Source organism: Olivibacter domesticus (assembly GCF_900109575.1).
Lineage (GTDB): Bacteria > Bacteroidota > Bacteroidia > Sphingobacteriales > Sphingobacteriaceae > Olivibacter > Olivibacter domesticus.
Map to the genome: position 1 here is coordinate 312,607 of NZ_FOAF01000004.1, position 21,798 is coordinate 334,404.

Annotated in this window: 14 protein-coding genes; 7 read left to right on the plus strand and 7 right to left on the minus strand. The window is 38.4% G+C overall.

The window, feature by feature from the left end:
• Window positions 1-473: 473 nt before the first annotated feature.
• The 4 genes from BMY50_RS17650 (at window position 474) to BMY50_RS17665 (ending at window position 3,744) form a co-directional block, all read left to right on the plus strand.
• Complete coding sequence (locus tag BMY50_RS17650; protein WP_093326894.1) at window positions 474-1,154, plus strand: response regulator transcription factor; 681 nt, start codon at window positions 474-476, stop codon at window positions 1,152-1,154.
• 11 nt (window positions 1,155-1,165) lie between these two features.
• Window positions 1,166-2,488: a sensor histidine kinase gene (locus tag BMY50_RS17655; protein ID WP_093326896.1), complete on the plus strand. Its 1,323-nt coding sequence runs from the start codon at window positions 1,166-1,168 to the stop codon at window positions 2,486-2,488.
• A 303-nt stretch (window positions 2,489-2,791) separates the two neighbouring features.
• Window positions 2,792-3,301 (plus strand): hypothetical protein, encoded by a 510-nt coding sequence (locus BMY50_RS17660; RefSeq protein WP_139202285.1) that lies wholly within the window; start codon window positions 2,792-2,794, stop codon window positions 3,299-3,301.
• Window positions 3,302-3,519: 218 nt separating this feature from the next.
• Window positions 3,520-3,744: a hypothetical protein gene (locus BMY50_RS17665; RefSeq protein WP_093326901.1), complete on the plus strand. Its 225-nt coding sequence runs from the start codon at window positions 3,520-3,522 to the stop codon at window positions 3,742-3,744.
• A gap of 138 nt (window positions 3,745-3,882) precedes the next feature.
• Here BMY50_RS17665 and BMY50_RS17670 read toward each other — a convergent pair whose 3' ends face one another.
• From BMY50_RS17670 to BMY50_RS17700, 7 genes are all read right to left on the minus strand, one after another.
• On the minus strand, window positions 3,883-7,941 hold the full coding sequence (locus BMY50_RS17670) for a hybrid sensor histidine kinase/response regulator transcription factor (protein ID WP_093326904.1): 4,059 nt from the start codon (window positions 7,939-7,941) through the stop codon (window positions 3,883-3,885).
• Window positions 7,942-8,159: 218 nt separating this feature from the next.
• Window positions 8,160-9,794 carry a hypothetical protein gene (locus BMY50_RS17675; RefSeq protein WP_139202286.1) on the minus strand — a complete coding sequence of 545 codons (1,635 nt, stop codon included), beginning with the start codon at window positions 9,792-9,794 and terminating at the stop codon, window positions 8,160-8,162.
• Between the two features lie 127 nt (window positions 9,795-9,921).
• Window positions 9,922-11,202 carry an NAD(P)/FAD-dependent oxidoreductase gene (locus tag BMY50_RS17680; protein WP_093326910.1) on the minus strand — a complete coding sequence of 427 codons (1,281 nt, stop codon included), beginning with the start codon at window positions 11,200-11,202 and terminating at the stop codon, window positions 9,922-9,924.
• A gap of 39 nt (window positions 11,203-11,241) precedes the next feature.
• Complete coding sequence (locus BMY50_RS17685) at window positions 11,242-12,240, minus strand: 4-hydroxyproline epimerase (protein WP_093326913.1); 999 nt, start codon at window positions 12,238-12,240, stop codon at window positions 11,242-11,244.
• 130 nt (window positions 12,241-12,370) lie between these two features.
• Complete coding sequence (locus tag BMY50_RS17690) at window positions 12,371-13,852, minus strand: aldehyde dehydrogenase (NADP(+)) (protein ID WP_093326916.1); 1,482 nt, start codon at window positions 13,850-13,852, stop codon at window positions 12,371-12,373.
• Window positions 13,853-13,936: 84 nt separating this feature from the next.
• Window positions 13,937-14,848 carry a dihydrodipicolinate synthase family protein gene (locus tag BMY50_RS17695; protein ID WP_093326919.1) on the minus strand — a complete coding sequence of 304 codons (912 nt, stop codon included), beginning with the start codon at window positions 14,846-14,848 and terminating at the stop codon, window positions 13,937-13,939.
• Window positions 14,849-14,939: 91 nt separating this feature from the next.
• Window positions 14,940-15,815, minus strand: a complete 876-nt coding sequence (locus tag BMY50_RS17700) for an AraC family transcriptional regulator (protein ID WP_093326922.1) — start codon at window positions 15,813-15,815, stop codon at window positions 14,940-14,942.
• Window positions 15,816-16,329: 514 nt separating this feature from the next.
• Between BMY50_RS17700 and BMY50_RS17705 the strand changes: the two genes are divergently transcribed.
• From BMY50_RS17705 to BMY50_RS17720, 3 genes are all read left to right on the plus strand, one after another.
• Window positions 16,330-17,724, plus strand: coding sequence for an aminopeptidase P family protein (locus BMY50_RS17705; RefSeq protein ID WP_093326924.1), 1,395 nt, complete (start codon window positions 16,330-16,332; stop codon window positions 17,722-17,724).
• Between the two features lie 10 nt (window positions 17,725-17,734).
• Window positions 17,735-19,924, plus strand: coding sequence for a S9 family peptidase (locus tag BMY50_RS17710; RefSeq protein WP_093326927.1), 2,190 nt, complete (start codon window positions 17,735-17,737; stop codon window positions 19,922-19,924).
• Between the two features lie 193 nt (window positions 19,925-20,117).
• The gene (locus tag BMY50_RS17720) at window positions 20,118-21,788 is read left to right on the plus strand and encodes a M1 family metallopeptidase (RefSeq protein WP_093326931.1); all 1,671 of its coding nucleotides are present in this window, start codon (window positions 20,118-20,120) and stop codon (window positions 21,786-21,788) included.
• Window positions 21,789-21,798 lie beyond the last annotated feature (10 nt).

A 21,798-nucleotide genomic window follows, 5' to 3' on the forward strand; every position in this document is an offset into this window, starting at 1 on the left:
AGATTTTAACCGATGAAACAGGGGTTGAAATATGATAATTAGGGGGGCAAAATAATACGCTAACTAAGCTAAAATCGATTTGACGACTTTTTTATTCAGATGTAGTTATACTTGCACATTACATCCAACAAAACAAATCGTAGCTACCTGCAACCAACTTTCGTCGTTCCAATAAGAGTAAGCTGGGGATCATACGGGACTTACCACTACACGCCGCCTAGAGCGAACTCCCAGTTAATCACCGTATGCCCGCTAGATGATTCCCAGAGAGACGAAGCAGGTACGAACAAAGTATCTAGCTCAATTAACAATAATTGTTGTGATGGAGGTGGATGGGTGGAGAAATTTTGAGATGCGACAGTAAGGATGAATATCTACTAAATTTTCTATCTTTATCTAAGTGCTTAAGGGATTGAAATCAATGTTTAAGTGCATTAAAAGATTAACATAATGGATCTACCATTTCGGTAAACATGAAAATTCTCATTATAGAAGACCAGAAGGATCTTGCATTGGAGATTGCCGAATTTCTCTTTACAGAAGAAGGTTGCATCATCGACCATGCGTGGAAAAAAAGTTCTGCTCTTGAGAAAATAAATGAAGTAGAATATGATTTTATCCTGTTGGATATTACATTACCTGATGGAAACGGCCTGGAGGTATTAAAAGAGCTAAAAAGGATCAAAAATAGAAAGGATGCCGTCATTGTTCTTTCTGCCCGGGGAGCAACAGACGATCGCATTGTGGGCTTGGAATTAGGGGCAGACGATTACCTACCAAAACCCTTCTCTTTAGCAGAGCTGCGCGCGCGGATCCATGCTATTTTACGCAGAAAGCATCAACTTAATGACAACAACATTATGGTGCATGGTTTTTCATTAAACATACAACAAAGAACCTTCAGTTATGAGGACCAAGAATTAAACCTTACTAAAAAAGAATATGAAATTTTAAACTATCTTATTTTAAATAAGAATAAGGTAGTTGCACGCATGAGTTTAACAGAGCACGTGTGGGGTGATTTATATGATGCATATGCGGATTCTAATTTTGTAGATGTTCATATAAAAAACTTACGCACGAAATTAAGAAATTATGCAAAAGTTGACTGGTTTGAAACCGTGCGTGGTATGGGTTATCGAATTAAGATTTAACAGCATGGAAGATGAAGCTTTCTAATAAAATAGCGTTATATAATTCACTCACAAAAATCGTTATTATTTTAGTATTGAGCTTTGTTATTTATGTTTTTACTGATGGCATTTCCAACTATCATTTACAGGAACGTTTGGTTGACAAAGGTAAGAAGTTTATGTCAGGGCTTACCCAAGACCATATCGATGACCTGATTCAAAGTCAGGTTAACTTTACCGATTATAATATCTTAAAAGAAGAATTTATTATACTTACCCCCATTAGGAAGGTTATTAACGTTAACCATGACAACTTTACTAAGCAAACGCGCGAAATAGAAGGTGAAGTGCACGAATATCTTGTTTATACTTATTACTTTCGATTCAACCACCACAATTATCGGCTGGAAATAGGTGAAACGATGTCCGTACTGGCACAGCTCGAAAAGAGCATTTGGTTGTTTACATTTTTAGTTCTTTTTATCTCTGTTGCTGTAACCTTAATTATCGACATCGCCTTTACCAACCGATTACTAAGACCATTCTACAATATTGTCGACAAGAAACTAAATAAAATTCATGATCCCCTCTCGTTTAGCTATGTGCCTGAGAAAACAAACACTGAAGATTTTGTGCTACTTGATAAGAGTTTAATGCAGTTGATGGAAAAGGTCAGTAAGCAGTTAGACGTAGAGAAGCAATTTACGTCGAATGTTTCACATGAGCTATTAACGCCCATCAGCACCTTAAGTACTCGCTTTGAAAATCTGCTTAACGATGAAAGCTTATCGGCCGCTGCCTTTAAAAAAATCAACGACTCGCTGCTAACGCTTACCTTTATAAAACGGACTATAAAAGACCTGCTTTTGATTGCGAAAATTGAAAATGGGCAATATGAAAAGTTTGAAGAAATCAATCTCGCAAACCTGGTTGGCGAAATTGAAATGGAGATGGAAGACTTACTGGCAAGTAAGGATATTCATTTCCATAATATGCTTGCTAAAGACATCCATATTAAAGGAAATTCAACCCTCATCCATATCTTATTCGCTAACCTGATAAAGAATGCTATAAAGTACAATAAACGACAAGGGACAATCAAAATTTCAAATGAAATTAAAGATGGAAATATAATTCTCTTCTTTGAAGATTCCGGAATAGGTATGACAGAAGAAGCTGTGCAAAGAATATTTAACCGTTATGAACGGTTCAGTACATCACCAGAGGAAGGACATGGTTTAGGGCTGGCTATTGTCAAAAGCATTGCTGTTTTTCATGCTGTGGATATCCATGTGTCTAGTATTCTTCACGAAGGCACTACCATAGAATTAAGCGTACCTATTCCGCATAGCTAGTTTCTTCTCTATCAAATTTCCACTTTACATCTTTGGCATAACAAAGATCTCAACTTTAAGCTGGCAGATCAGATAAGGTCAGTAAAATGCTCCAAAATTTAAAGAAAAGTACTATAAAAAAGCAATATTTACGCCTGCACTCCTTACGTGAACTTTCCAGTTATTAATTTTTTATCGTTTTTATTTTCCGCACCTTTATAAAATATCGTATTTTTAATCAATAAAATGAGATTTACGGTATTCATAATCTTAGCAACCCTCCTTATAATGTCTGGCTGTATTTCAAATGGTCAGCTAAACACAATGTATCAACAAACTGATACCCTATACAACAGTCTTACCCATAGCCGTATTATACTAAAGACCCAAGTATCTTCTGAAAATGAATTCCATGAGTTATCTGGTGCCAGTGATTCCGTGAGAGATTACCGCTCGACTGATGGCAAATTTCAGATAAGTGTTTCACCTCCTCGCATTAACATTGGTACGTCTATCGATGAGCTGGGAAAAGAGCTTTCCTATGAAAACATTCATGGTGAATTGATTATTAGTCGCGAAGGCGACATGTTACATGATAGCACAGGAAATTTGTTGCCGGATGTTTTTTTTTATAATACCGATTATATCGGTACTACTGTCAGATGGAAAGACAGCACGAGCTTTATTCTGAAAGCGCACCCTATCCGATATCGTGTTCCTGCCAACACCAAAGGAGATCTAAAAGATGTAGTGGAAAAGCAGCAGTTCATTTACAGAGCGTTTCAACTACAATACGCTACTGTTACAGATAGTTTAACCGTTCCTAGTCAATAGACAGTACCCTCTTTAAGCATTCTCGCTCAAATAGCTATAGTAAATACAACAGTTTTCAGATCAACAATGAAAAAGCCGCTTATTAAAATGCATCTTCTCTTTTTCTTCATCAAAACTTCATTTTCACGTTGCAACTTTGGTATAACAAAACAACGAAGCTGAGACATTAACATTATAAGATTAGTCAAGTGTTTCGATGCATTAAAAAAATAAATACCATGAAAAAAGCAATTTTAGCGCTAGCATTAGTTGCAACAACTTTCGGCGCATTCGCACAACAAACAGTTAAAAAAGAAACAGCATCTGCTACCAAAACTGAAATTCAGAAGAAAGAAGATGGTGTAAAAAAGCATCATAAGAATCGTGCTGCAAAAGCAGAAAGTAAAAAAGCAGAAAATAAAGTGATGGCTGCAAAAAAAGAGGTTAAAGCACCCATCAAATAATCAGGAGACAGGTATTAGCAAAAAAGCCAGCAGAAAAGAATATGCTGGCTTTTTTGTTCTCCAACTAAAACAGCTTTGGAGACTTTGGTTTAACTCAAATTCTTTGTAAAAGCTGCTAATTTAAGAGATTAATGCGTTCTAACTCATTTGATATTTCTTTTGGAAAGCAGTTCTGTAGGTTCTAACATACTCTGAGGGCGTCATGCCAAATGCTTGCTGAAATTGTTCCCGGAAGTACTTCACATCGTTAAAGCCCGCAATAATAGTCACCTCATTGATATTAACCTCCTCTTTAAGTAATGTCTGAGCCGCTTTTCGAAGTTTAACTAGGCGCATAAATTCATTGGCCGTACGGCCAGATAAATTTTTAATTTTTTTATAAAGTGCCGAATGGCTCATTCCTATTTCTAAAGAAAGTTCTTTAATGGTAAAACCTTCATGCAAATGTTCTAAAATCATCTGCTCACAACGTTGCAGAAATTTCACATCTTCCTTTGAAATACCTGTTTGATTTGATAAGGTTATTTCTTCATAAAAATCGTCTGCGCGGTCCTTCTTTTGCCTAAGAATTGCCCGCACGCGGGCAGTTAAATGCGCCTGATTAAAAGGCTTACTAATATAATCGTCTGCCCCTAACTCAATTCCCCGAAGTTTGCTTTCTTCCGAGCTGCTTGCTGTTAGCATAATAATAGGAATATGACGTAGATTCTTGTCGGTCTTTATTTCTTTACAGAATTGCAGTCCATCCATCTTATCCATCATCACGTCACAAAGAATAATTTGAGGCTTGCAATTATGAATATCCATCAATGCCTCTTCGGCACTATAGCATACTTTTAAGGAGAAATCCTCTTCAAATACATTACATAAATAATCTCCTATTTCTTTATGATCATCAATAATCATCATAGAGGGTTTATTCTCTACTATGCTATTAGCCATGATAGATGGTCGTTTTATTGTACGTGCATTTTTTTCAGTAAAAGCAACGTCAACCAATAATTCTTCTAAAAAGATTGACTTACTATCTATATCCTCATATATTAAACGATTCGTCCAATGTTCTTTTCCAGCTAATAACGATAAGACAAATGTGGCCCCTCCCGTCTCCTTATTATGGAAGGTGAGTGTTCCGCGGTGTAGCTCGGCAAACTTTTTCGATAAAAATAGGCCAATACCAAACCCGACTTGCTTATGTTGCACATTTCTAGCGAATTTATCGAATAATGTTTCCTTTAGCTCATCAGCCACACCTGCTCCACTATCTTCTACCAGTATATGGACCTTCTCTTGATCGCAACTTACTTTTAGTCCAATATATCCTCCATATGGTGTAAATTTGAAAGCATTTGCCAACAAATTGAAGAGAATAATTTCGACCTTTTCCCGATCTGCATATACTTCTTGCAACTCATTTGTTGTGGCTAACTTGAAATCTATCTGTTGCTGAGCCGCTTGTAGTTGATAGCATTGGTATACTTCTTTACAAATTTCATTCACATTAAGGCGGGCAATTTTCAATGAATCATTATGGCTATCAGCCTTTTTGAATAAGAGTAGCTGATCCACCATACTTAAGAGCCTTTTACTGTTTCGAAAAATTACCTGCAATGTTTCATGCTCATATCCCTTTTTTTCCAAAAGAAGTTGGCGTATAGGATTTATAATGAGCGTAAGAGGTGTTCTCAGCTCATGCGATATGTGCGTAAAAAAGGCTGTCTTTTTCTCGTTCAATTCATGTTCCTTCTCTTTTTCCAAGGTTGCTTTATCAATTTCATAACGAAGCCTACTTGCATTTTTGCGATATCTATGATAGACAAAGATTAGGAACAATACTAAAAAAGCATAGGCACTATAAGCCCACCAAGTAGCCCACCAAGGTGGAGAAACCTTAATAAAAAGCAGACGTTCTTCCTCATCCCATACACCATCAGCATCCGAAGCTTTTATATGCAGGGTATAGCTCCCCGATGGAAGCTTACCGTAATTTGCGGAACGTGAATGCCCCACATAATTCCAGTTTTCTTCCCACCCCTCTAAATAAAAAGCGTAATTAATTTTATCTTGAAAGCTGTAATCCAATTTTGCAAAATCAACAGACAGCACTGCCTTATCATGCGGTAATCGCAAAAACTGGATATCACTAACATTCTGCTTATTAAAATTTAAATCAGACAGTTCAATGGGATTATTATTAATACGTATGCCTGTAATTAAGGTAGGTGCATCGTCAGATAATGGTTTAATAGCTTTTGGATCAAAAATATTGAAGCCATTTATCCCTCCAAATAGTAGTTCTCCTGTGGATAACTCTAGAGCAGCATTATAATTAAATTGATTGCTTTGCAAGCCATCTGCTGTAAAGAAATTTCTGAAATTATCTTCAGCAGAAGAGAATTCGGATAATCCATTAAACGTACTTAACCATAAACGACCATGCTCACCTTCCAGTATATTCAGGACTGCATTTTCCGGCAGGCCATCTACCTCTGAATATGTTTTTAAAAAACCTCTTTGTTTGTCGAAAAATTTTAAACCGGCACCCTCTGTTCCCACCCAAAGATGTCCTTTTCTATCTGTTTTAATAGCTCTTACCGCGCTTCCCACTTTGTACCAAACATGATTCTTATTAACCAGATCTATTTTCACCAAGCTATTGAAATTACCTCCCCATAACTGCCCTGCCTCATCTTCCATGAGGGTTAATAGATTTGTAACGCGATTATCAACCAACTCAAAATAATCTGCTGTTTTATTAAATCGATACAGTCCTCCATCAGATAAGGCTCCAGCCCATATCGTACCCTTGCTGTCCTTATATAAAGCCCACACATTCACTTCTTCATATCCATAGGATGCATTGAAGCAGGCATAGCGTTTAAATTTCTTCGTTTTTGGATCTAACTTATTTATTCCACCACCATAAGTGGCAATCCAAATAGACCCTTCATTATCTTTGACAATATTTACGACATTGTTGTTACTCAACGAGTTCGGTTTAAGCGCATCATACTTATAGTTCTCAAAGGTTCCGGATAATCTGTGCCACAGGCTTATGCCTGCACCATCGGTACCTATCCAAATTTTTTGATCGTTTTCTTCACAAAATGAAAGAATAAAATTGCTACTAAGCGGGGAAACGCTATTGGTATTACGTTGGATTAGTGTAAAACGACTTGTAGACTTATCAATAATATTAAGCCCTCCCCTTAACGTACCTATCCACTTTCGATTAGTTTTATCAACATAAACAGCATATACCGCCGCACTAGATAGATTCTCCGGGCCATCGCCCACCTCGTGCTTAGTAACATGCTCCGTTCTGGGATCGATTTGAAATACACCTGCCCCATCAGATCCAACCCACACTTGGCTTTGTTTATCAACGCTTAAACTCATAATAGGAGAATTGCCTACGCTCGCATAATATTGGATGGAGATGGGCTTTTTATTCGCCATCTCGTATTTGTACAAACCATTATTATTACCTAGAAAAATATCTCCACTCTGCTCTACCAGCAAACAATTAGCATGCGAGATAGCACGATTCACCACTTCTAAGACTCTCTTTGAGGTGTTATAACGTGTAAGACCTACGTTTTGAATGAAAATCCATACAGTATTATCTTGATCAATAACTGCCGACTGCGCATGGAATAAATATTGCTTTTTTTTGTCATCTAGCGGAATTTGAACGGCTACATTCGTTCCGTTTTCTTTTAATAATAACCCCTCCCCAGCTGTGCAAATAAACAGTGCACCATTATTGCTTTTTAAAAGACCATTAACTGGATTGGTTAATTTCTTTTTTTTCTGAGAAGAACCGAACTGATAATATAAGGGCAAGAATTCCCATTTTATTTGATTGAGACGGTAAACTCCTCGTTTTGTGCCAATCCAAAGAGCACCATCACCATCCTCCTGTATGGCGGATATTCTATTGTTAGGCAGTGAAAGGGTATCATGGAGCTTATTCTTAAATATCTTAAACTGATGCCCATCATAGCGGTTCAATCCGTCAAAGGTTCCTGCCCACATAAACCCATATCGGTCTTCGTAAACGGCAGTAATAGAATTATTTGAAAGGCCATCATGGAGATTGAGTCTTTTAATCTGCGCATTAACTGTTAAATACACATTTATTAAAACAACTACGATAAAGCACTTTTTACTGTTTGGTAGGAAAAATTTAGACATAATTGGCTCTCAAATAGTTTATCCCAAACTTAATCATTAAGTCCTTGATTTCAAAAAACAAGTCTTAACTAAATGTTCAGCTTTTCAAGCTATCTACAGACTATTTTCTAATCAAAAAAAGGCAATTATTTTACATGATAGGTTTATAATCAATTGCAGGTAGTAGTATTACCCAAGTGACTTTTATAGCAATATTCGGGACAGAGAAAGAACGAATGTCAGTTTAAATGATCCTGCGAGAAATCGATAACATTAATGGTTGGGATCGACTCGTTGTCATTTAATTTACATAGCAAGTTGGCGGATGCCCTTTCCGTTTTATCAGCCTTAAAAACGTTTATATTTATATTTTTTGAAGGTATGAACAGCAATGACGAATCAAGCTGCATAAAATCAGGCGTATCGATTATTACATAATCAAAATGTTTTTTAAAGGCTAACAAATCCTTTTTGAATGTCGTTTTGGTTAAATAATGTTGCAAGGTCCAGTAAAATTTAAGCCCATGAGTTGCTTGAGGCTCTTGCTCTATTAATGAGTTATCGACTTTAATGTTTATTTGATGATATGGCTGATCGTTTGTTGTTTTTAGAAGACGCTCTTTTATTGCATCTGCGTTCGCCGTAAAGTCGGATAGACTGTATATATTTTCATGCTGTTCTTTGTCGTTTGACTGATCTAATAAGCTAATAGTAAGTACTAAGTTTCCAAGCTTGGACAATAACACGCCCAATTGCCTACTTATTATTTGCTTTTGATCTCCCGCTCCCACCGAATAAAATGCTACGATAGCATGTTTACTCTTTTTTAGGCGTTTAACTTCTTTCACAAAACGTTCGTAGTTAAAAGCAATGAGCTCCTCATTTACATTTTTATTGAGCGCTAATGTGATGAATTTTTCCGAACTGGGCACCTCTACATCTTCGAGACGTTTAACAAAAGGCGAAGTATATTTTTTAAATAGTATAATAAAAAAAGGTACACTAAATGAAAGTAAAAACAGTGGTATGGCAATAAATAGCCAACTAGATACAATTCTATTGATTTGGTGAGCAGTAGTTCTGGTATTTTTAGTTGATTGATCCAAATTGGGAATCGAGGGGTTGGATAATTGAACCACCGTCATATTATCAAGTTTTTTTTGATAACGCTCTAACTGATCAGCATATATATCGAGCATAGCCCCTCTTTCACGAAGCAATTCATTAAGCCTTTTAGATGTTGTCCGTTTGTTTGTTACTTCAACTTTTCGCTGCACGGGCCGTCGAGCGAGCATGTCCTTTTCGGCAATTAACTTTTCAATTAAATTACGCTGCAAAAAGCTCAACGAGTCAAAAAAAGACGTGTCGTACTTGCTTTTTGCTTGATATTCTTTAGCGATCTTAACCTGCTCGGTATTGTAGTCTTTTATCTGCTTTTCTAAGTTTGGGTTGTTTATAAAATATGTTGGTAATTGGTTGAATTGATTTAAAGGTGTTTTGAGGTATCTTAAAATGGCGTCTATCTTTTTTATAAGTAGCTGCTTATTAAATTCTGATACCTGTTTCGGTGCCGGTTTTTTTAAAACGGGTTCTTCTTTCTGCAATTCCTTATTAATGGCTAGATCTAACTGTTCGACCTTCTTGTTGGTGACAGCGATACTATCTTCCAATTTTAGTAGGGAAGCTTGAGGTGTAAACTTCTTTTCCTCCTGGGAATGATTACTGAGAGGGCTATTCGAAAAAAAAAGGAAGTAAAAAATGACTGCGCCAAGAATTACTGCCGTACAAAACAGTACCACTGATCGACTACTGACATAGCTTCTTATACTTTCTTTCGCTATGACTGTCGTCCTTTCATACCTCCTACTCTGCATTACCAACGTTTTTTTGGTAGTACATACGATAGAACAAGAAATATATTCTATTATTTGTTTGCTTTGTGTATCAAACTATGAAAAAGTGTGAAATTTTTTGAAAGAACTAGCGCCCCAGTTCAATCTACTAAAACCGTTCGGGCGCGAAAAGTGAAATATCTGCGGAAAGCTTTTGCTCATTTATAAGTTCACTTACTACCTTCCCTACTGCCGGCCCTAAACTCAATCCCATCATACCGCAACCACCCGCTACAATTAGGTTCTTTATCTTTTTGCTTTCACCTAAATAAGGTAATCCATCGGGTGAGCATGGTCGAAACCCGAACCATACATCTCGCTTTTCAGGAATATCAACCTGTAACTCAGGATAGTATTGAGGTATTGCCTCTACAATGCCCTGCACACGATTCATATTAATATTACTATTAATGGCCGCTAATTCCATAGTACCGCCAAAACGGATATGGCCATTCATAGGTGTAACAGCAACCCTGGCTTCTAAAAGCAAGGAAGGGTGTTGCAGTGTGTGCTGGCCTGGTTTATACATAAATGAATATCCTTTACCTGGCATTAGCGGAATCTTTAGCCCGACCTTTTTTGCCAGTTCCGGCAGCCACGCGCCGCCAGTCATCACCACTTTATCGCTTTTGAAGCTTTGATTTCCAGCAATAACCTTAGCAATTTTTCCTCCCTCCACTTCAAAATCCGTCACTTTTGTATGTTCAAGGATAACCGCACCTTTTCCTTTTATGTAAGCTATCAATTGCTGCATCAGTGCCTGCGGATATAAATGTCCGTCGCAACGATAATGCACTGCTCCCAGCACATCTAGTTTTACATGCGGCTCGAGTTGCTGAACTTCGTCCTTCTTCAAAACGGCAACATCCAACCCAAGTGCCTGTGCCTGATGAGCTAAGTGGGTCTCTTCTTCCGCTGTTTTCTCACTTTTATACAGCATTAATATCCCTCTATGTAATAATTCGAAATCAAAACCTTTATCTTTTGCGATTTCGTCATATAGATTACTGCTCAACAAATTCAGGTCACGTATGGAAGGAGCGGAACGATTAACATGTTCGCTATTGGCATGCTTTACAAATTTCAGCCCCCAGGAGATTAAATTGGCACTCAAACTTGGTTTAACATAAAATGGACTTTTACTATTAAACATCCACTTGATACCTTGTGCCACAATGCCGGGCGCAGCTAAAGGCGTAAAATGACTCGGGACAAGCATTCCCGCATTCCCATAAGAGCAATTGTCTTGTAAGTCTCCGCTATCCAGCAAGGTTACCTGCCATCCTTCATTTAAAAGATAATAGGCAGAACATAGCCCAGCAATACCTCCACCAATGATGAGGACATTCCCTTTACTTAATTGATTGGTATCTATAGTAGTTGATGTCATGTTAAATTAAAATTACTCAATCTTGGTAGTCAATAGCATTTAAATCACCTGAAAACCAAAAGCATAAGGATCTTCATCATCAATAATGATATGGTTATACCCCGTTATTAGTGCCCAACCCTCCACGCCTGGAATAATAGCAGGCTTACCCGCTACTTCTGTTTCTTCTTCAATTGTTCCTGTAAATTGAGAACCTATATAGCTCTCATGAATAAATTGATCGCCTTTTTTTAGCTTTCCTTTGGCATACCACTGCGCCATCCTGGCAGAAGTGCCTGTTCCGCAAGGGGAACGGTCAAGCGCATTTTCGCCTACCAATACAGCATTACGGCCACTCGCTTTTGGATCGATCACTTTTCCTGTCCACTGAATATGGCTCAAGCCAAAGATATTTGAATTCTCTGGATGGATAAATTCATATTTATCATTTAGCAGCTGCCTAATGATTTTGCCATAATGGATAAGCTGACTCGCGGTAAAATCTGCGATATCTTTAAAATTCTCTTGCGGATCGATAATTCCATAAAAGTTACCGCCATAAGCAACATCAACCTTTACGGTACCTAAATCAGGGCATTCAACCTCCAGTGCTTCGGCGTAAAGAAAGGACTTTACGTTCGTAAGTTTAACAGATTTAACTTTCCTACCTTCCTGCTTATAGTCTATTAAAATTAAACCAGCAGGCGTCTCCAGTCGCAGCTTACCGGGTGTTTTTGGTTCAATCAACCCTTCCTCAATAGCCACCGTTACGGTACCGATCGTACCATGTCCGCACATTGGCAAACAACCGCTTGTTTCGATATATAAGACCCCAATATCATTTGCTGGGTCACATGGCGGGTAGAGGATGCTACCACTCATCATGTCGTGCCCCCTAGGTTCAAACATAAGGCCTTTACGGATCCAATCGTATTCTTTCATAAAATGGAGGCGGCGTTCCATCATGGAGTTCCCATTTAAAAGTGGTCCACCACCAGCAACCAAACGCACCGGACAACCGCAGGTATGGGCGTCTATACAGAAAAATGTTTTCTTCATCTTGTGGCTATGAGTTATCGGTTTTTCAGCGTTAACTCATTTAATATTTTACTCTAACTCAATTTTAACTTTTAAGGAGTTGTCTGCTTTACGTGCTAACAGCAGGCAACTAATAACGAGTAACTAGGAACTAAATACTTTCTTTCGTCAATACATTATCTACCGTACGATAAATTCCCAAGGGATTACTGTTCTTTAATTCATCGGGTAATAAGCCATCTGGCCAATTCTGAAAAGCAATTGGGCGTAAAAAGCGCACGATAGCATCAGACCCTACAGAGGTAAAGCGGCTATCAGTTGTTGCCGGGAAAGGACCGCCATGTTGCATCGACAAACAAACTTCCACACCTGTTGGCATACCGTTGAATAATAGGCGTCCACATTTGTCTTGCAATATGTTTACTAATTCAGGTTGTTGCCTTATATCAGCTTCAGTAGCCGCTAAAGTAATGGTCAGTTGTCCTTTTAATTTCTTTGCCACCAATAACATGTCTGCAACATCATTACAACTCACGATCAGGCCAAAAGGCCCAAAAACCTCCTCCAGTAGATGTTCATTGCTAAGCAAGCCGGCAGCATCTGTTGCCGCAATTAGTGCAGCACCCTGACCCTCTATTTCTTTATTTTCAGCACTTGCCAATACAGTTACCTCCTTCTGAGACAACATTTTTTCTTTGTTAGAAGAGTAGGCATTGGCTATTCCTTTATGTAACATATTAGCGGGTAATGAACCCTGAATTATCCCTGTTAATGCCTTTTTAAAGGCATCAAGTGTTTCTCCTTTTATTGCCACCAGCACACCCGGATTAGTACAAAACTGACCCACGCCTAAAGTAAGAGATGCAGCGTATTGAGCTGCGAAGTCTTGCGGATTTGTCGCTAACTTTTCAGGAAGTGCAAACACAGGGTTTATACTTCCCATCTCGGCAAATACGGGGATAGGCTCTTCTCGTGTGTTTGCTAAATCAAATAAAGCCTTACCTCCGTGGAAAGATCCCGTGAAAGCAACCGACTTTACCAATGGATGTTTCACCAAATAGGCGCCCGCTTCGTTAGAATTTCCATAAATATGTGAAAAAATTCCTTCGGGCCATCCTTCTTCTTTTAAGGCACTTAAAATGGCGTCAGCCATTAAAGAAGAGGTTTTAAGATGCCCTGGATGCGCTTTCAGTACAACCGGGCAACCCGCAGCGATAGCGCTAGCAGTGTCTCCACCGGCGGTTGAAAAGGCAAAAGGGAAATTACTTGCACCGAAAACCACGACAGGACCAACACCCACCATCAGCTTACGAAGATCAGGCTTGGGCGGCGTTTTGTCAGGAATTGCTGTATCAATTCGTGCGGATAAACAAGCTCCGTCTTTTAGTCTATCAGCGTAACTTCTCCATTGAAAAACTGTACGTGCTTTTTCACCAACCAACCTCGCTTCGGGTAGCGAAGTTTCCTCCATTGCAGCAGTTATTAGCTCTGGGCCTAAAGACGCTATTTTATCGGCAATTGCATACATGAGTGCAGCACGGTCTTTAATCGATCTTTTTTTAAGGTATTGAAAAGCCTCGGCCGCACCATTTAACAATTCATCTACTTTATCCTGCGTTGTTTCCTTATACATATCTATTATTTGTGCATATCAAGATATTAAGACACTGGTCCCCTGGACCTATCTACCAAAATACCCTAAAGCTATGTTAAAATTTTAAACGTTAACGGAAAGTTGCGGTCTATTCGCCTTGCTCGCTTCGATCACATTCAATACGCGTTCACGTTCTTCTCCTATTAGCGTAAGTCGGGGTGCCCTTACATATTCATTGCTTATTCCTTCGCTAACGGCAGCCAATTTAATATATTGTACTAATTTTGGATGGATGTCTAGCTCCAACAACGGCATGAACCATCTATAGATTTTAATAGCTTCTTCATAATTACCTGATTTGACATAATTATAAATGGCAACCGTTTCTCTTGGGTATGCATCTACCAAACCTGCAACTAAACCATCGGCACCAATCATAAGGGATTCTAAAGAAATCGGGTCAACACCACCTAATACTTTAAAGCGATCACCGAATCGATTGATCATTCGTGTAATATTTGTTAGATCTCTGCTCGATTCTTTTACCGCTTGAATGTTTGGCAATAGTGCTAACTCTTCAAACATCTCTACTGTGACAAAAATACCATAATCTACTGGATTATTATAAATCATGATTGGTAGCGAGGTACTCTTCGCGACTGACTTAAAGAATTCCACCGTTTCTCTACTATCAGCTTTATAACGCATTGGAGGCAATAACATAAGTCCGTCTGCACCTAATTCTTCTGCTTTTTTTGCAATTGCAATCGCTTCTCTCGTTCCTTGTTCAGCGATATTTAATACGACAGGATAGTCATTCCCAACAGTTGTTTTCGTAAATTTGAGTAATTCAAATTTTTCTTCAGTGCTTAACGTGCTCGCTTCTCCAAGTGATCCTGCTAAAATCAATCCATGCACTCCCGCATCTAATTGGGCTGTAAGATTTTTACTAAACATGTCATAATCAATTGTTCCATCCTCTTTAAAGGGAGTCAACAATGCCGGATAAATTCCTTTCCAAAGTTCTTTACTCATTATATTAATTTTTTCTTCAAAGGTAAAGTGTACTTTTCAAGACATCCTTCCATGTATTAATCAATTGTGAGCATATTTTAACATATCTCCATTAGTGAACATTTTTATGGAAGCTTATCATAAATTCTTTCGGAGAATTTCCTATGACACTTTTAAACACTCTATTAAAGTTTGTGATGCTGTTAAAACCACAATTATAAGCTACGGCAGATATACTTTCACATTTCTGGTGAGTCAGTTTTTTACAGGCCTCATGCACGCGCATTTCATTTAAAAAGGCCACAAACGTGTTTCCGGTATGCTTCTTAAAATAACGGCAAAATGCCTGGGGAGTTAAATTCGCTTGATCAGCAACCTCTTCCAGGGTAATGGCCTTGGTAAAATTTTGAGAAATAAAGTTATAAATAGACCCTATACGGATTCCTTCATTTTCGGAAATAGCATTTGTCCCACCCGACAGCGCTGGTACATTTTTTGACACGATACTTAATGTACGCAACAGATAGAAAAAATGCATTAATTGATCCATCTGATTCGCCTCTTTTAAACGAACGATTCGCCTATAAACCTCTCTGAAATGGTCCGTAGGCACCTTAAAGCCATTAGTATGATCTTTCACAAAAGTTTGCAACATATAAAGTTCAGGAAGATTGAAAAAAGATGCTAAATTACCATTCGGATTAAAAAATACGGAAACGGAACGCACTTGTTTCGGGTTAGCATCATCAAAATAATCAGCATTGCTTTTAAAGACATGAGATTGATTTGCTCCTAATAAAAAAATGTCATTTTCCTGAAAAGGATGCATACTATTATCTGCTATTAAGGTGCCTTTTCCTTCCACAATCCACATCAATTGAGCTTCATGATGTCGATGTAAATACGGATAAAAGTGGGGCATGCAATCTTCCTGAACTATTACTGTTCGATCATGCGCAACCGGAATTGTAAATTGTAGTGTCTTCATCTCAATCGGTTTGGTATATTAGGTAGGGTGAATTTGCTAATTTTAACCGATAAATGCAACATAAATTGTAAAATAGGTTAAAATACGGTCAATATTTGTTAATTGATTACCAAAACACTACTCCTTAGGTTAAAATATGAACAGCATAAGAGAAAAACAGTATAGATTATTAGCAAACAAATCATGAATTTTACCCTTTCATAACAATGATCCGTAAGTTGTCACCAGAATCAAAAGCAGGATTTAGGTTTCTGACATGGGTCGAGCAGACAAGCTAATGCCGGTTTCAGGAAGAATGCAGGAGCAAAAACAAAAAGTCATCCTTTTAAATAATTTCAAAAGGTTATTTGGTGTTTTTATAGCGACTCCTTTACCTTTGCAGTTCATCCGTAATTAATTTTTGGTCCAACGGCTGGCAGGAGGCTTAACATATTAAAAATTGCCTTATACTAGGTGACAGCAATTGAATTTTAAACAAGAACGGATCATAATTTAAACACCTATTTTATTAAATATGTTTCACTCGAGTACTTATATTGATCGTCGTAAGCAGTTAAAAACAACTATCTCAAAAGGAATTTTATTGTTTATTGGAAATAATGAGAGCCCCATGAATTATGCAGATAATGCTTTTCCTTTTCGACAGGACAGTTCTTTTTTATATTATTTTGGTATTCAAGAGCCAAAACTTGCAGCCGTCATTGACCTTGATGAAAATAAGGATATTTTGTTTGGTGACGAGTTAACCATTGATGAAATTGTATGGATGGGTCGACAGGAAACACTCCAGGAAAAATGTAGAAAGGTAGGCATTGAGGATATACAACCTTCTTCACAATTAGCACCCTATCTACAAAAAGCATTACGGCAACAAAGAGTTATTCATTTCCTTCCTCCGTATCAGTCAGAGAATAAATTAAAACTCATCGACCTGTTAGGTCTTAGTCTGAAAGAATTAGCTAGCCAGGCATCTGCACCCTTTATCCAAGCGGTAGTAGCACAACGTTCGGTAAAAAGTCAGGAAGAGGTTACGCAAATTGAAACAGCGGTAAATACATCCGTTGATATGCATCTGTTAGCCATGCGATTGGCAAAAGCAGGAACGACAGAATTGCAAGTAGCGAATGCTATACAAGAAATGGCTCAAAATGCCGGAGGTCGTTTAGCTTATCCAACCATTTTATCTGTGCATGGTGAAATATTGCATAATCATAAGCACTTGAACACGTTGAGAGATGGTCAGTTAGTATTAAACGATTCAGGTGCGGAAACCGCCATGGGTTATGCCGGAGATCTCACCAGAACGTTTCCTGTAGGCAAGACGTTCACAAATAAACAAAAAGAGATTTATAACATCGTACTAGAAGCGCTACAGCAATCATCCGCATTACTTGCTCCTAGTGTTCGTTATTTAGACGTTCACTTCAAAGCTTGTAGCACCTTAGTAGAAGGACTAAAATCTATTGGACTCATGAAAGGCAATACCGAAGAGGCGGTAGCTTTAGGTGCTCATACATTATTTTTTCAATGCGGCACGGGACATATGATGGGGCTCGATGTACATGATATGGAGGACCTTGGAGAACAATATGTAGGTTATACCGAAACATTGAAGAAAGATACCACCACCTTTGGCCTTAAATCTCTTCGTCTGGGAAAAGAATTGGCCGCAGGTTATGTGCTAACTGTAGAACCCGGTATTTATTTTATTCCCGAATTATTTTCTCGCTGGAAAGCAGAAAATAAGTTAAAGGATTTTATTAATTACAATGAAGTTGAAAAATACCTTAGTTTTGGAGGAGTACGTATAGAAGACAATTATCTTGTCACAGATACGGGATACAAAAAGCTAGGGAAAGAATTAGCTAAAACAATAGAGGAAGTAGAGGAGATTAGAAAAGACATATAATAATACACACATGAATAAAAACATAAACCAACTATTATGGGCGTGCTGCCTCTTTTTCGGTACCCTTTCTGTAAATCTCTTATTTGCCCAACCTGGTGTAAAAACCCAATGGAGCAAAGATGGAAATGCCTATTATGAAATAGAACAGGGAAAAATAGTAGAGATCAAGTTGCTGGATCCAACCCATCCAACAAGTTATTTAGACGCGGCCCAGTTAACCCCTAAAGATAGCAGCGGCCCGTTAAATATTCGATCTTTTACTATTTCGGACAATCGGCAAAAAGTATTAATCTTCACCAATACTAAAAAAGTTTGGCGTTATCACACCCGTGGAGATTATTGGATTTATGATTTAAACAAAAAACAATTAACACAATTAGGAAAAAACCTACCTGCCTCCTCATTGATGTTTGCCAAGCTTTCCCCTGATGGCACACAAGTAGCTTATGTTAGTAAACACAACTTATATACCGAGGACCTGGCAACCAACACCGTTACTCAGCTAACAACGGATGGTACAGACCGCATCATTAACGGTACATTCGATTGGGTTTATGAAGAAGAATTTGGTTGCCGTGACGGTTTCCGCTGGTCGTCGGACAGTAAACATATTGCCTATTGGAAAATTGATGCGCGCACCATTCGTAATTACCTCATGCTAAACACGACTGATTCTACTTACTCTTTTACGATTCCTGTTGAGTATCCTAAAGCGGGGCAAAATCCAAGCGCCTGTACTGTTCATGTAGTGAATATTAACACAAAGGAAAGTAAGCAGATGAATGTTCCAGGCGACCCCATACAACACTATATTCCACGTATGGAATGGACTTTGGATGGAAAGGCACTTATTATACAGCAGCTGAACCGCAAGCAGAATGAAAGTAAGTTAATACTTTGTCAGATCGCTGATGGATCAGCAAAAGATATTTACCGGGAAAATGATGATGCTTGGATAGATATAAAATCTCGTTGGAATGACGATGACCCAAGCGGTTGGGAGTGGCTAGATGAAGGTCAATCATTTCTATGGGTAAGTGAAAAAGACGGTTGGCGTCATATTTACAAAATAGATTTAAAAGGAAAGGAAACATTGCTTACAGCAGGCGAATATGACATCATTGCAATTGATCTGATAGATGAAACCAATCAAAAGATATATTTCAGTGCTTCCCCTGAGAATGCAACACAAAAGTATCTGTATCAAATTTCTTTAAAAGGCGGGAAAGCAAAACAAATCTCTCCTGACGATGAAATAGGAACCCATAGTTATCAAATTTCTCCAAATGGAAAAATAGCACAACATGAATTTAGCAGTAGTATGACCTATCGTTCAGGTGCTGTGGTAAGTTTACCTGACCATAAAGAAAAATTTGCTGCGCCAGTCCACCGAGATCTTCCTACAAATAGCCCTAAACCAGAATTTTTTAAAATTAAAACGGTAGACGGTATAGAGATGGACGGGTGGATGGTAAAACCAACAAATTTTGATCCAGCTAAAAAATATCCTGTAGTATTTATGGTGTATGGTGAGCCCGCTGGACAAACGGTTACCGACACCTACGGCATCGGTTCAAACCGACTCTATGAGGGGAGCATGGCAGATGACGGATATCTTTATCTATCAGTAGAAAATCGCGGAGCACCTGCACCCAAAGGAAGAGCATGGAGAAAAGCAATCTATGGCAATATCGGCACCCTTAATATCCGAGATCAGGCAATGGCTGCCAAGGAAATACTCAAATGGGGTTTTGTGGATGCTGACCGCGTAGCTGTATGGGGATGGAGTGGTGGCGGTTCATCCACCCTAAATTTACTATTCCAATATCCTGAAATTTACAAAACAGGAATTGCTGTGGCTGCTGTAGGGAATCAATTGATGTATGATAATATTTATCAGGAACGTTATATGGGAGTACCTCCGGAAGCAGAACAAAATTATATTAAAGGATCTCCCATTACGCATGCTAAAAACCTGCAAGGTAATTTATTATATATTCACGGTACGGGAGACGATAATGTGCATTATCAAAACGCTGAAATGCTAATCAATGAATTAGTAAAACATAATAAACAATTTCAGTTAATGTCTTACCCAAATCGCACACATTCTATTTCAGAAGGCGCAGGAACGTCGGCGCATTTGGCAAGATTATATACGAACTATTTGAAACAGTATTGCACTCCGGGAGGAAGATGAGTTTACTTTTTGTCTTCAGCCACAAAAGTAACAAAAAAGGCCGCGGCTGTGCCTGATGCTACATCGTTTCTGCATTAAATACTTTTCAGCTTCCGCGTCAGCCAAGGCCGAAAAAGCAGGACGATAAGTCCCTGCGCTAAACCATAGTAAATGAAAAGCGATATCGAAAAAAATAAGTTTATCATTAATCAACATGTTTAAATTAAACTATCAAAAAATATTATACATCCTATCAATGGCTGTGTTACCATTGGCAGGTTCTGCGCAGCTGCTCATAAAAGACCAGCCAGTATTTACAAAAGCAGATTCCTTACGGGGCACCTTGACCCCGTTACGTACCTCCTATGATATCAAATACTACCACTTAGACGTAAAAGTAGATATCGACAATAAGTTCATCAGTGGCAGCAATCTCTTTAAATTTGAGGCAGTCACAGATTTCAAGAAGCTACAGTTCGATCTATTCGCCAACTTAAAAGTTGAAAAAGTGGTATACCATGGCCAAGCAATACCCTTTACGCGTGAATTCAATGCTGTCTTTGTTAACTTCCCTACGGAAATTAAAGAAGGTGCGTTAGACTCTATGCAAGTATTCTACTCGGGCAATCCACAGGTAGCCAAGCGAGCGCCCTGGGATGGCGGTTTTGTATTTTCAAAAGATAGTAAAGGAAAACCATGGGTAGCTACTGCTTGTCAAGGTTTGGGTGCCAGTGTTTGGTGGCCTACTAAAGATCATCAAGCGGACGAAGTAGATAGCATGCTCATCAGTATCCGTGTACCGAAAGGCCTAAGTGACGTTTCTAATGGCCGACTTGTAAAGAAAACCAACCATAAAGATGGCTATACACAATTTGATTGGTTTGTCAGCAATCCCATAAACAATTATAGTGTTTCCGTAAATATTGGCGACTATGTTAATTTTACAGACACTTACCAAGGAGAAAAAGGAGCATTAGATTTAAGCTACTGGGTATTGCGTGAAAATGAGGCGAAAGCAAAGAAGTTTTTTCCTACTAATGTTATACCCATGCTTAAAGCCTTTGAGCATTGGTTTGGCCCCTATCCGTTCTATGAAGACAGTTATAAACTCGTGGATGTCCCCTATACCGGTATGGAACATCAAAGTGCTGTAACCTATGGTAATGGATATGCAAACGGTTATCGGGGCAGAGATGCCTCTGATACGGGATGGGGCATGAAATGGGATTTCATCATCGTGCATGAAAGCGGACATGAATGGTTTGGCAATAACATCACCTCCAAAGATCTTGCTGATATGTGGATACATGAAAGCTTCACCAATTATTCGGAAGCCTTGTTTGTTGATTATAATTATGGAAAAGAGGCCGGAGAAGCCTACGTGCACGGCATACGAAGCGGCATACAGAACGATAATCCCGTACAGGGTCCTTATGGGGTAAATCAAGAAGGGTCTGGTGATATGTATCCAAAAGGGGGCGTTTTATTGAATATGATCCGCACCATTATTAATAACGACGAACAATGGAGGCAGATTTTGCGCGGTTTAAATAAAACATTTTATCATCAGACCGTTAATTATGAAGATATTGTAAACTTCATCAGCGAGCAATCAGGCAAGAATTTAAATCCGGTATTTGATCAATATATCAAACATACTAATATCCCAACCCTTGAATTCAGATTTAAAGAAAACAAATTATATAGCCGTTGGATTGCCGATGTTGCCGACTTTAGCATGCCTGTTAAAGTGCGTGTAAAAGGGGGGCAATATCAATTTATTAACCCTGATAGATCATGGAAGAAAGTAGATATCACGGGTGCTACTAAAGAGAACTTAGAAGTAGATACTTTTAATTATTATATTGGAGTATTAGTGGAGTAGTAAAATCAAT